Origin of the sequence: Paenibacillus sp. FSL H3-0321, assembly GCF_038002865.1 — a bacterium.
Taxonomy (GTDB): Bacteria; Bacillota; Bacilli; order Paenibacillales; family Paenibacillaceae; genus Paenibacillus_AQ.
The window spans coordinates 4,851,258-4,863,595 of the sequence record NZ_JBBODH010000001.1 but is presented as its reverse complement, the minus strand read 5'-3'; the positions used below and the strand labels follow the sequence as shown (position 1 = coordinate 4,863,595).

The 12,338-nt window shown below is 51.2% G+C and carries 14 protein-coding genes; 1 reads left to right on the top strand and 13 read right to left on the bottom strand.

Annotation, left to right across the window (positions count from 1 at the left end; all coding sequences use genetic code 11):
- Positions 1-27 precede the first annotated feature (27 nt).
- From MHI45_RS21795 to MHI45_RS21780, 4 genes are all read right to left on the bottom strand, one after another.
- Complete coding sequence (locus MHI45_RS21795; RefSeq protein WP_076112827.1) at positions 28-231, bottom strand: hypothetical protein; 204 nt, start codon at positions 229-231, stop codon at positions 28-30.
- Between the two features lies 1 nt (position 232).
- Positions 233-1,387: a Ger(x)C family spore germination protein gene (locus MHI45_RS21790; protein WP_076112828.1), complete on the bottom strand. Its 1,155-nt coding sequence runs from the start codon at positions 1,385-1,387 to the stop codon at positions 233-235.
- Positions 1,384-2,934, bottom strand: coding sequence for a spore germination protein (locus MHI45_RS21785; RefSeq protein WP_179091816.1), 1,551 nt, complete (start codon positions 2,932-2,934; stop codon positions 1,384-1,386). Before MHI45_RS21785 ends, MHI45_RS21790 begins: the two co-directional genes overlap by 4 nt.
- Positions 2,935-3,189: 255 nt before the next feature.
- A complete protein-coding gene (locus tag MHI45_RS21780; protein ID WP_076112829.1) occupies positions 3,190-3,699 on the bottom strand; it encodes a DUF2569 domain-containing protein in 510 nt (169 codons plus the stop codon).
- Positions 3,700-3,775: 76 nt separating this feature from the next.
- On the opposite strand from MHI45_RS21780, the gene MHI45_RS21775 reads away from it, so the two are divergent.
- On the top strand, positions 3,776-4,114 hold the full coding sequence (locus tag MHI45_RS21775) for an MGMT family protein (protein WP_076112830.1): 339 nt from the start codon (positions 3,776-3,778) through the stop codon (positions 4,112-4,114).
- On the opposite strand, the gene MHI45_RS21770 is transcribed toward MHI45_RS21775, so the two are convergent.
- From MHI45_RS21770 to MHI45_RS21730, 9 genes are all read right to left on the bottom strand, one after another.
- Positions 4,090-4,791: a DUF1361 domain-containing protein gene (locus MHI45_RS21770; protein WP_076112831.1), complete on the bottom strand. Its 702-nt coding sequence runs from the start codon at positions 4,789-4,791 to the stop codon at positions 4,090-4,092. The genes MHI45_RS21775 and MHI45_RS21770 overlap by 25 nt on opposite strands.
- A 203-nt stretch (positions 4,792-4,994) precedes the next feature.
- Complete coding sequence (locus tag MHI45_RS21765; protein ID WP_076112832.1) at positions 4,995-6,770, bottom strand: SulP family inorganic anion transporter; 1,776 nt, start codon at positions 6,768-6,770, stop codon at positions 4,995-4,997.
- Between the two features lie 107 nt (positions 6,771-6,877).
- On the bottom strand, positions 6,878-7,204 hold the full coding sequence (locus tag MHI45_RS21760) for an ArsR/SmtB family transcription factor (RefSeq protein WP_038585474.1): 327 nt from the start codon (positions 7,202-7,204) through the stop codon (positions 6,878-6,880).
- Between the two features lie 119 nt (positions 7,205-7,323).
- Positions 7,324-7,701, bottom strand: a complete 378-nt coding sequence (locus MHI45_RS21755) for a hypothetical protein (protein WP_076112833.1) — start codon at positions 7,699-7,701, stop codon at positions 7,324-7,326.
- A 62-nt stretch (positions 7,702-7,763) separates the two neighbouring features.
- Positions 7,764-9,359 carry a phospholipase D-like domain-containing protein gene (locus MHI45_RS21750; protein WP_256718205.1) on the bottom strand — a complete coding sequence of 532 codons (1,596 nt, stop codon included), beginning with the start codon at positions 9,357-9,359 and terminating at the stop codon, positions 7,764-7,766.
- A gap of 156 nt (positions 9,360-9,515) precedes the next feature.
- Positions 9,516-10,703, bottom strand: a complete 1,188-nt coding sequence (locus MHI45_RS21745; RefSeq protein ID WP_076112860.1) for a pyridoxal phosphate-dependent aminotransferase — start codon at positions 10,701-10,703, stop codon at positions 9,516-9,518.
- A 114-nt stretch (positions 10,704-10,817) separates the two neighbouring features.
- Complete coding sequence (locus tag MHI45_RS21740) at positions 10,818-11,291, bottom strand: DinB family protein (protein WP_076112835.1); 474 nt, start codon at positions 11,289-11,291, stop codon at positions 10,818-10,820.
- A 30-nt stretch (positions 11,292-11,321) separates the two neighbouring features.
- Complete coding sequence (locus tag MHI45_RS21735; protein WP_076112836.1) at positions 11,322-11,618, bottom strand: putative quinol monooxygenase; 297 nt, start codon at positions 11,616-11,618, stop codon at positions 11,322-11,324.
- A gap of 65 nt (positions 11,619-11,683) precedes the next feature.
- Positions 11,684-12,319 carry a nitroreductase family protein gene (locus tag MHI45_RS21730; RefSeq protein ID WP_076112837.1) on the bottom strand — a complete coding sequence of 212 codons (636 nt, stop codon included), beginning with the start codon at positions 12,317-12,319 and terminating at the stop codon, positions 11,684-11,686.
- Positions 12,320-12,338: the final 19 nt, after the last annotated feature.

Sequence of the window (12,338 nt, the reverse complement as noted above, 5' to 3'; positions counted from 1 at the left end):
GTCTTCCCCTCCTTTCAGGAGTGCATTCTAGAACAGCTTTTTAATCAAATAAACGATCGGCTCTGAGGGACTGGGAATTTCCCAATGCATCGACAAGGCAAAAGCCAGGGAGAAGGAGATCAGGCACAGCGCGGAGCAAACGTACAAATCCCGCTTCTTCCCTTGCTTGAGCAGACCATAGGGGTCAACCAGCACGACAACGGCATACATAAGCACTACATAAAAGAACATGCTAATCCCCCAGCTTAATCGCCCGTGTAGTTTTGGCAGTGCTCTGAATGATCACCTTGGAGCTGACGTCCACATCCAGATTGACAAATTGATCCGGCCATTGCTCGCGGAGCCTGGTCCACGTCTTGGGCAGATTCTCATGAACAGCTTCACCAAAGCCAAAGATATCGGCATGGTATTCCTGCTGCACCTTATGGATTAAGGAGAGTATCTCCTTTTGCAAATCTTCGCCTGCGCGTTTTTCAATGGCCGCTATGCTTTCGTTGCCGGATAAACCCACTGCAGTCATCACTTCGTCCAGCCCGGTATGCGTCACTGTATTGATCTGTATATGAACTTTACCGTCTATCATTGCAGGTTTGACTTTCGTCCTGCTTGATAATATTTCAAGGGAATAAGCGGGAGTCCCCTGCGCACTATTCACCTCCAGTACACCACCTTTTATATCATTTTTGGCGAAAAGCATGTTTTTAGTCTCTTTCCCGTTCAATTTCCCGACCATTTTATCCTTTACAAATACTGCAGCTCCATCTACACGCTCATTTTTCTGCCCGTTCTTCTCATTGATGTACACCAGCGGTGCGACGGCATTATAACCTGAGGTCTCCAGCTTGTCGATGAAATCCCAGATTTCCACAACCGGAGCGCTGCCGACATACTTTTCATCACGCATCATCTGTGCCAGTTCAAAGGACATAATCGCTTCTGTTGTACTGTTCTGGTTAACTACATCCCGTGCATTTTTCTGTTCGGATACAAAAATAAAGACATCGGATCGGGTCTCTGTATCCCTGCTGTACCAGTCTATTGCTTTGATCAAGCCTTCCCGCGCAACCTCTTCACTGAAAATAATCACCTTGGCGTGACTCCAGAAGAGCTTCTTGCCGGTCATCGATATCATGTCGCGGGCGATTTCAAATATAGTATCTCCTGTAAAACTAAGCGTCTTGAAGCCTGCCTGATTCTGCTGAAGTCCACCCTGGGTATCCACCATTTCCACAGTCATCTGCAGCTTGCCGTCCGCCTTGTTCCTGTCGATGGCTACGCCGGCCACGATGGACATATCATCCACCTCGGAATAATTCCAGCAGCCGGAGATGACAAACAGCAGCACTGCGGAGAGCAGCGCAGACAGTATTTTTTGTCCCCTGTTCATAACCGCTTAACCGGTTTCTTGGGCGGCTTCCGCTTCATGTTGCGCGCCCCGATGATCGCCGGACGCAGATACATGTCCCACCAAGGTGCACGGATGGCGGTATCCTTGATATCCTGCGGCCGGATCGAGCCCACCCCGAGCATATAGGGAACTCCGAAGGACCGCAGGCTCATCAAATGGATGACCAAACCGAGCAAGCCGAAGAAGTAGCCGTAGATTCCAAAAAAGAAGCTCATCAGCAGCAAAAGGATCCGGACTACGATCAACGGTCCGGTGAGCCGGGGATTCAGCAGGGTGGTAATCCCGGTAAGGCCCACAACAATAACCATCGGGGCACTGACGATCCGCGCATCCACCGCAGCCTGGCCCAGCACCAGCGCGCCTACAATGCTGACCGCCTGGCCAATGGAATTGGGAATCCGTGCCCCCGCTTCACGCAGAATCTCAAAGATGGTCAGCATAAGAATTGCCTCGACTACTGTGGGAAAGGGAACCGATAATCGTGCGGTGGCAATACTTAGCAGCAGTAATGTAGGAACCATCTCCTGGCTGTAAGTAACAAGTGCGACATAAAGCGCAGGAATACTGATGGACATGAAGGCTCCCATCACTCTGAGCACACGGTTGAAAGTAGCGAACATATAACCGATATAATAATCCTCACTGGCCTGGAAATTCTCCACAAAAACATAAGGCAGCGTCAGGGCAAACGGACTTCCTTCAATCAGCAGGGCAATTCTGCCCTCCATGATCTTACTCACCACCGAATCCGGGCGCTCCGTACTGCCGATCATCTCAAAAGGCGAATAAGGTTCATCACGGATAAGCTCGGCCAGATAACCGGTATCCAGCAAATGGTCGAGCTGTACCCTCGCAAGCCTTCCATGCAGCTCCTTGAGAATATCCGGTGAAGCAAGGCTTTCCATATAGCAGATACAGGCCTGGGTTTTAGACCGGGTACCGATGTCGGTAAATACAAACTTCAAATCGGAATTCTGCACTCTGCGGCGGATCAGCGTCAGGTTGGTCATCAGCGATTCATTGAAGCCTTCCCTTGGGCCCCGGACCGCTTTGTCGGTCGTAGGTTCTTCAATGGCGCGGGTCTGCCAGCCTTGGGCATTAATATTCAGCGCACCGGCGTATCCGTCCAGCAGAAATACCGTTTTCCCTCCCACTATAGCCCCTACTAATTCATCCAAATCCGTAGAGACCATAATGTCACTGATATTGATAATCCGAAGGCGGATAAGTTCCATAAGCTCTGCCGGGGTTCCCAGATCCTTGTCCAGGAATTCGTAGGTCATCAGCGGTTTGGTAATGCCATTCTGAATCAAGTCCCGGTCGGTCATCCCATCCACATAAATCAGGCCACAGCGGATCCGCGTGTTATGTGTATTCTCAATGATCCGTACTCTCAGTGTCCCGTCGTTGCTGAAGATACGCCGGAATAGAGCCACCGTCTCATCCAATGAGGGACTGAGCGGCTGGGAAGAAGATATTTTGCCGGAAGAACGGTCGCTTGTTTCCACAGCCTCTGTATTCTTCACAGTATTCACTCCCGTCACTATTCTTTTGATCTGATTATCCCCCGACACTCTAACTCCTATTCCCCAACTTTTTGCTGTAGAGGAAATTATGAGCTTGCTTCTCACAAGTGGAAACGGCTTCGCCGTCCTCAAAAGGACGGTATCCGTTTCAGCGAGAAATAGAAGGATAATTTACAGCGTGAAGCATATAAATTCTTATATTTGCAAAAAAAGAAGCCGCGGCTGCGGCTCCTTCTGAAAGAGTGTGCTATGTAGTTAATTGATAAATGTGTTGCGCACTCGGCGCGACCGTATAAAGTAAGGAATCCATACCAGGAGTAGAACCATGCTTCTGCCAATACTTTGCACGTCCGGATCCTCTCCGAACTCGGCAAGCAGCGGAATATTGGTGAGCAGCACGTAATCAACGATATGAAACAACGTATTGGCGGCATAAAAAAGGATCATCCAGCGCGGAAAAGAAGCCTTTTTGCGGTACATCAACACGACCAGAAAAGCAGCAAATAAAAGAAAGACAACGTTGCCTGCCAATTCGAAAATCAATGTCGGCTTCCATAGCGGGTCATAAACGTTAGAATCCGGTGAAGTAAGTATATCCCATACCTCTCCGCCAAGCGTTGTGAAGAAAAAATGAATTACAGATAAAATCAAAGTAAAAATAGTAAGAAAAAGTCCAATCTGCACAAGCACCAGCCAGCCGCCAATCCCCTTCGGCTCATTGGACATCAGCTTCATCCCGCGTTTATCGGGTATCAATGTTCCCAAACCACATGCCCCCTCTGTTATAATTCATTGTAATGATCTGAAGATACTACTGCCTACGTAAGCTTAAGGAGCCGTTATGACACCATTTACAGAGAAGGTTATTTGTATTATTCAATCCATCCCCGAGGGAAAGGTTATGACCTATGGCGGGATCGCCCGTGCAGCAGGAAGCCCCAGGGCGGCCCGGCAGGTCGTGCGCATTCTCCATTCCATGAGCCGCAAATACAAGCTGCCTTGGCATAGAGTTGTTAATTCCAAAGGCAAAATTGCTCTTGCCGAAGACGAAGCAGTCTCTACACAAAGATTGTATCTGCTGGGAGAAGGCGTTCTTTTTGATGATCATGGCGTGATCGACCTGGAGTTGTTTCAGTTCCATCCGGAGCAGGACGTTTATCTTTTTCCGCCTTTGGAATAAGCCTGCACACTCCCTGTGCCCAGACCATTCAGCAGGAAATACAGCGTAGCATAGATGACCAGCAGAACAGCTGCGACGAACAGGCTGAAGAAGAGCGATTGCCGGTTCAGGCTGTCAACCACCAGCTGGTAGAGCTGATGCCGGTCGGTCAGAACATCCCAGCTGTTGAGCCGGTATACCCGGCCGAGCAATACGCCATATCCGCCCAGCGCACAGGCTGCGAGGACAAAAATCCAGGAGAGCAGCAGATTGCTTCTGCGGAAGATGACGCTTTGAAATTGGTACAGGGAGAAAAAACCGGTCAGCCAGCCACTCCAGGTGAACAACAGCAAGGTGATTAAATCGTACCAATACCGGCTCTGAACAACTCCGTCTACGAAATATATGTTCTTTCTGATCGTCAAATGCAGCAGGTCGGTCATCAGATAGGGTGCATTCGGAAAAAACAGCAGCCATGCTATGCCAAGCGGCAGCAGCAGCAGCCCGGAAACCTTACGCTTATCCAGGCCGTAAGCGGCCATGGAGAATAAAAAGGGAATCCAGGCCAGAAAGAAGTTCCAGAGCAAAAAATCAAAAAACGTATCGGTCCGCAGCGAAACCACACGGTAGACAGCCAGCGTCGCCAGTGACAGTCCTGCCAAAAGCATGAATACTTTAGGATAATTCAATTCCTTCATTAGGGTGCGGTCTCCTTATCAATCGTAGTGAGATCTGTTCCAGTATAGAACAGATTCATTACGTTAATTGTACAAATCTGGCAGTCATTAGTCCATTATAATATAACAGCCCGGGCAAAATGCACCCGGGCTGTTATATTATAATGAAATTTAGCAACACAGGGATTGGCCCATGCTGTTCCCTCTGGTTCGGCAGTGCTTACTTAAACTTCGCTGCTCAGTTTACCCGCCACTGCCGGTTTGCGGGCTCTAAAGACGCTGCGGCCCGGCGATTCTTCAAGGCCGCACAACGCGCCGCATTCCCGGAACGCCCCATGCCTGCAGCCGGCACAGCGGACCGGATTGATCAGTTCCAGCGCTTCATTGATCGCTTCTCCAGTATGGTCAAAAAACTGCGCGGCCCCTATTTTATCGTACAGCCCCGTCTTCTTCAGCAGATCAAGCGGCTGCGGTTGAATGCCGGAGATCATCAGCCTTCCTCCGTCTGCCTGCAGCTGCTTCACCAGCCCAGACAGATTGGCCTCCCCGGTGGTATCCATAAACGGCACCTTGCCCATACGCAGCAATATAATTTTTGCAAGGTCCGGGCCAAGCTCCGGCATCGTTGACTCGAATCTGTAGGCTGCTCCAAAGAACAACGGGCCTTCCACATTATAAATTCCGATTTGCGGGCAATCATGGCTCTCCGTTACCATATGCGCCTCTACTTTGACCGACGAGGGGTCGGGCAGCACCTTAGATACGAGATGCCCTTCACCCATCCGTTTCACAAACAGGACTACGGCAAGCACCAGCCCGGCCTCTACCGCAATCGTTAAATCCGCAAATATCGTTAAGAGGAAGGTAAGGAACAACACCAGGGAATCCCCGGTTTTGAGCTTCAGCAGGTGCAGAAATTCCTTGCGTTCGCTCATATTCCAGGCGACCACCATCAGGATTGGCGCCATGGCCGCAAGCGGAATGCTGGAAGCATAAGGCGCAAACAGCAGAAGAATAAGGAACACTACGACACCGTGAATCACTCCCGACAGCGGGGATGCGGCCCCGCTGCGAATGTTGGTGGCGGTTCTGGCAATTGCACCTGTGGCCGGGATGCCGCCAAACATAGGTGCGGCTATATTCGCGATACCCTGGCCAATCAGCTCACGGTTGCTGTTATGGCGGCTGCCAGTCATCCCGTCGGCTACCACCGCCGACAGCAGTGACTCAATCGCCCCCAGCATGGCGATGATAAATGCCGGACGAAGCAGCTGCCTGATCCGCTCCCAGGTGATCACCGGAAAGTGAAAACTCGGCAGCGTGTTTGGAATATCGCCGTATGCAGAGCCGATCGTAGTCACCTTGCCGCTGAAGAACAGCACCGCAACTAGCGTTGCGAACAGCAACCCGATCAGCGATCCCGGCACCTTGGGCGCAAAACGCATGCCGAGCACGACAACCGCCAGACAAATGACCGCTGTCAGAACACTGTACAGGTTGATCGTTGAGATATGCTGGCCGATCTCTTGCATGTTGTCCACGAAGCTCTCATGCCGCTCCATATCCTTCAGGCCGAGGAAATTGGCGATCTGCCCGCTGAAGATAATGACGGCAATCCCTGCCGTAAAGCCGATGGTTACCGGCTTCGGGATAAACTTAATCAGAACTCCCAGCCTCAGCAGCCCCATAACGACGAGGATGACTCCGGCCATCATTCCTGCAATCAGCAGGTTCTCGTACCCGTACTCCATGGCAATCGCGAACAAAATTGGAATAAAGGCTCCTGTAGGTCCGCCAATCTGAAATTTCGAACCTCCGAATAAGGAGATCAGTATACCTGCGACAATGGTTGTATAAATCCCGTACTCCGGCTTCACGCCCGAGGCAATAGCAAAAGCCATCCCAAGCGGGATGGCAATAACGCCGACGATCGTCCCTGAAATGATATCCTTACGCAGAGAAGCAATGCTGTAGCCTTTAAAGCGGCCCCACCCTGTCATCATCTAACCTTCTTTTCTTTGAATATCTGATTATTTGAATATAAGAGCAACATTACTCCTGCCTGCCGCTCTTGTCAACGGGAAATCCGCCCCCGGATGGTCCGGGGTTATTCGCTGCGGATGCCCTCCAGGAGCGAAATGGCATTCACGAGATGATTATCGAATATCTGTCTGGCTACCGCCAGCAGGTCTTTAATCAGGGGGTCGCGCAGAGAATAAATGACGGTGGTTCCTTCTTTTACACTGGCTACTACATTCTTGGCGCGGAGTACAGCAAGCTGCTGGGATACGGCGGAGCCTTCCGAGCCGAGAATCGCCTGCAGTTCGTTCACATTCTTCTCGCCTTCGCTCAGCAGCTCCAGAATGCGGATCCGCATCGGATGAGCCAGCGCCTTGAAAAATTCCGTCTTAAATTGCTGAATATCGCTGTTCATTGGACTTCTGCTCCTCATGGCTTTACTTCAAATCTATTGTTATCTTAGCTTATTTCTTGTGCAGTGGCTATGCCGGCAGTAAATTGCATGCCGTATACGGCTGCAGCACCCCGCCCCGCTTACAAGAATACGGGATACATCCCCAGTTCTCCGGTCCGGATCTCCACATAGCCGCCCAGCACCATCGGCTCGCCCAGGCATTCGAACATGATCAGGTCGCCGGCAATCCGCAGATAACCTGTTCCATCTGCCTCAATATTCTCCAGCACCCCGGTTAAGATTATCTTATCCCCATCCATTCGGATGCCGTAATCCACGCCGCTTACAGGCACAATATCCACCCAGCGCATAAATAGCGGGGAAAGCTCAAATTCGACCTCAAGCTCCTCACCCGCTTCCACAGGATTACCATTCCATATCCCCTTGCCCTCACCATACTCCGCAGCAAAATACACTTCGTTCTTACGGGGGCCGTTCCGCAATATTGTAATGTTCATCTCTTCCGCTCCATCATCATAGTGTTACCGTTTATTATACAGGATAGTGATCCCATTAACGATCAGGTGTAGTTCTGGGTTGCCTTATTTAGATAAGTGCCGGGATGCATCCACGGATGCTTGAAGAACTCCTTCTTGTCGCTGATCTTTTTCGAAACACCAAGGTCATAATCAATCATGGATTTGATCCTTTTCGCGAATCCTTCTCCCTTGACCAGCAGTCCCAGCTCAAAGTCATGGCAGGCGCTTCTTTCATTGATATTATAGGAGCCGTGAAAAACGGCCCGCGACCTGTGGTCATAGGTGATTTTCCAGTGGGAGAAACGCCCCGTAAAGCTGTAGTCATAAAAAGAAACGCCGTTAAGAAAAGGCTCATACATATTGCTGCGCACAGCCGCCCGGTTCGTCGGGTGGTCATTGACTTCCAGCGGATTGCATATAGCCAGATGGCAGGAACAGTCCGGGCCAAGCTCACCCAGCCGGTCCCAGAAGGCCTGATCAATCAGATAGGGGTTCACGATCACTGTCTCCTCCGCTGCATAAGTAATCAAATCCAGATAATACTGCTGGATCAGATTAACGGGGTTGCCCGGAAAACTCACGAAGAGCGTACACTCCTCCTCACCTAATGCATAATTTGTATCAGGATGGTAGAAGTCATCTTCCGGATCAAAATGATCGCCCCCAAGCAACAGCCATCTTGATTGAAAAACAGCATTCAGCGGCAATGCCGCCGCGCCCTGAATCCGGAAGCAGCCATCATGCCACTCTTCCTCCCCGCTTGGAGTGCCCATGGGCCGACCGTCTACTTCTACCAGTGAAGAGGCCTCTATCGGCGTCTGATACGTATATTGATCCCCGAAGTTCAGACTGCCGACAATCGAAGTAATCCCGTCAATGACCATGAATTTCCGGTGGTCAATGACATTGAGTCCTGTGATCTCCACGTCCTCCTGTACCTTATCCTGCAGGAAGAGAATACTTTCGGATACCCCCCTGGACTTCAGCTCCGCCCGTTTCTCACTCCATTCTGCCGCAGAATAATAGGAGTTGAACGTATCGAGCAGCCTGGCCCCTGCATTCTCCAGCATTCTGGAGATCTTTGAGAACTTACCCACCTCGAGATTCTTCCCATAGCCAAGTGCGGTAACCGTATAATTCACCATGATGCGGACTTCGACACCCCGTTCCAGTGCCTGCAGCAGCGCTGCCGCAATCAGATTTCCCGAATGGTCGTTAAAGAACAGCATTATGGACAAATGAATATAACGGCGCGCCTTCCCGATTTCCTCAAGGATCATTTCCAGGCACTGCGGTCCGTTCACATAAGGGTCTACCCGGTTATGCCGTGTCGTCTGCGGAGCCAGCATTCGAAGCTTGTCTGAGTCCAGTCCGCTGACTTCAAGTGCAAGCCGTTCAAGCAGTTCTCTGCTAAAACCCGGCATGCCGGACAGCTGGCTAATCTCTGTAATCACCCCGCCGAGAGCCTGCCGATGCGCACGCGCCTCCCGGTCATTCAATACATCGGCAAGCAGTTCCTTGGCCTTATCCATTTCCTTTGCAGCCTTCAGGGAGCCACCCGATAAATAATAATTCACAACGTTTATGATATCCTGCTCTACCCTGTTATCCCATTCCGCTGCCGGAAGTTTGTTCATATGTAAGTCCTCCATTCCACTGCCCTTCCTCTCAGGTGCACATAGGTCTCTGATCGGGCTAAGGTTAGATACCCCTCAGGATTTACTTATAAACAACCGCTACCCGCACGCGCAAATGCCCCCATACAAAATCGCCTCATATCATCTCTCTATTCATTATGGATAAACAGGATCAAAAAGCTTCAGTCCCGCCATCCGATCCACCGCTTCTGCAAGCCGCGCTTCATCGCTCACTAGCCCAACCCGCACATAACCTTCGCCATACGCACCGAAGCCAATACCGGGAGCTACCACCACATGCGCCTTCTCCAGCAGCAAACCGGCAAAACTCTGTGAGGTATAGCCTTCAGGAACCGGCAGCCAGGCAAAAAACGAGCCTTTAGGCGCCTCCACCTTCCAGCCAATCTTCCGCAAGCCGCCGATTAAGAGGTTGCGCCGCGACTCGTAGCGGTCCAGGTTCTCCCGGACAGCATCCTGTGGTCCCAGCAGCGCAGCCGCAGCTGCTTCCTGCACTGCCCCGAACAGGCTCACGTACATATGATCCTGCAAGAGGTTCAGACTCTCGATAACGCTGGCGTTACCGGCAGCAAAAGCCACGCGCCAGCCGGCCATATTATAGGTTTTTGACAAAGTATAGATCTCAATGCCGTTCTCCTTAGCCCCCGGCGTCTGCAGGTAGCTGCGCGGCTTCTGTCCATCATACCCGATGGCAGCATAAGCGAAATCATGCACAACACAAATCCTGTGTTCTGCCGCGAAGCTCACGGTCTGCTCGAAAAAATCCTCCGTAGCTACCGCACCGGTAGGATTGTTCGGATAATTAAGGAACATCAGCTTGGCCTTGGCGGCTAGCTCCGGGCTGATGTCCCCGTAAGCGGGCAGAAATCCATGTTCCGCAGTCAACGGCATCTTCTCCATGGCCGCCCGGGCCAGCTCGATGCCTGACCAGTAATCAGGATATCCGGGATCCGGCACAAGTGCTATATCCCCCGGATTGAGGAGACACTGCACCACTTCAACCAGCCCGGTTTTTCCGCCGAACAGAATGGCGATCTCCTGCTGCGGATCCAGCTCCACTCCATACTCCCGCTTATAAAAGCTGGCTGCCGCTTCCTTGAGATAGCTGTGGCCGCGAAACGGCGGATACCTGTGGTTCAGCGGGTTAGCCGCTGCCGCCTGCAGTGCTTCTACAATGTGGGCCGGTGTAGGCATATCGGGATTCCCCTGTCCAAGATGGATCACATCATGTCCTGCGGCGGCGACAAGGCTGGCCTTGGCAACCAGCGCGGCGAAAAACTGCTTGGGCAAAGCATTCAACACATCGGAAGGCTCAAAAACATTCACTGGCAATGGTCACCCTTTCCTCAGAGGTTACTTGCTGTAATCGTCATCCATATTATAATACAAAAAAAAGAGCCTCCTAGTCCTAGTGGAGTGCTCTTTTCTTCCTGGCTGCAGTTATTCCCTGCTGCCAATAAACTTTCGGATAAATACGATTTGACCAATGTGATAGGCATTGTGCATTGCCGCGTTGCTGATAATCTCCCACCATTCCGCCGGCACAGGAAACCCTGCCGCTTTAGCCTCAAGTCTGTCTTCCTGCAGCAGCGGCTGCCAACCAAGCAGCACCTCCAGCAGCTTCGTCCTTAACTGATCGAAGGCTGTGCCCTCCGGTATGGCAAAACTGCTGTTATTATCCTCAATCGGAGGGACAGCATCTACCCGGCCCAGACGGTATCTGGTTTGCCAGGTATTGTTCCAATACAGCAGATGCTGCGTAATTTCAGCGATACTGTTGCTGTTCCCGTCAGGCTTCCAAAAGGCTTCTTCCTCTGTTAAACCCTCAACCGCCTGCGCGAACGGAGAATACCAGCTTGGATCATTGGCATTGGCTAGTAACTGATTGGCCAGAACATCCTTTGCGTGAACGATTCCCTATCCCTCCCACTTGTTACATTCCCCTTACTGCTGCAACAGCTCGCCGTTATATACCTTCACATCCAGCGGCGCAGTCAGAAATTCGCCTGCCTTAGCGGCAAACCCCGTGAAGTGAGGGCTTGTGTTATGGCTGCCCACAGCAGCTGCATCGCGCCAGGTTTCGACCATAATATATACATTCTCCTGTGAGGCGTGCTTGTACAGCTCATAAGAGAGGTTGCCTTCTTCCTCATGAGTTGCTGCAAGCAGCGTCTTGGCTTCAGCCAGGAACTGCTCCTCGCGTTCGGGGTTCACTTGCATTAAAGCGTGGATAATAATCATAGTTTTGTTCCTCCTAATGGTTTTGTCAGAATGAACTTCACAACTGAAATTGGGAGCTTACGCTCTTATTTCCACTCGGCAATAGTGTCAATCGGCAGACGGACGGATGCGTATCCTTCTCCATCCGCTTTGCCAATCGAAATCAGCATAACCGGGATGTAACGGTCTTTGTCCATGCCGAAGACTTCAGCAATTTGATCCTTTTCGAATCCGCCGATAGGGTTGGTGTCATAGCCGTGGGCACGGGCAGCCAGCATCAGCTGCATGGAAGCCAATGCGCCGTCAATCATCACAGTCTCTCTGTTCACATCCGCTGGCAGTGTCGCGAAATGGCTGGCCAGACGGGTTAATTGGTTCTCTTTCACATCCTGAGGCATAAGTCCGCGCTCAACAGCCGTACCGTAAATCTGTTCAGCATAATCAAAATTGTTCAAGTCGCCGAATACGGCAATAACTGCTGCGGAGGTTTCTACCTGCACCTGATTGAAGCGGGCGATAGGAGCCAATTTGGCTTTGCCTTCCGCACTTTCGATCACGAGGAAGCGCCAAGGCTGCATGTTGACCGAGGAAGGAGCCAGTGTAGTCTCAGTTAGAATCTCGGTCATTTCCTCTTTGCTGATTTTGACAGAGGTATCATATTTGCGGACCGAGCGGCGGCCTGTAATAATAGAATTGAAATCGTTGGTTCTGGTAGCATTCATTTGTAATAATCTCCTTTAT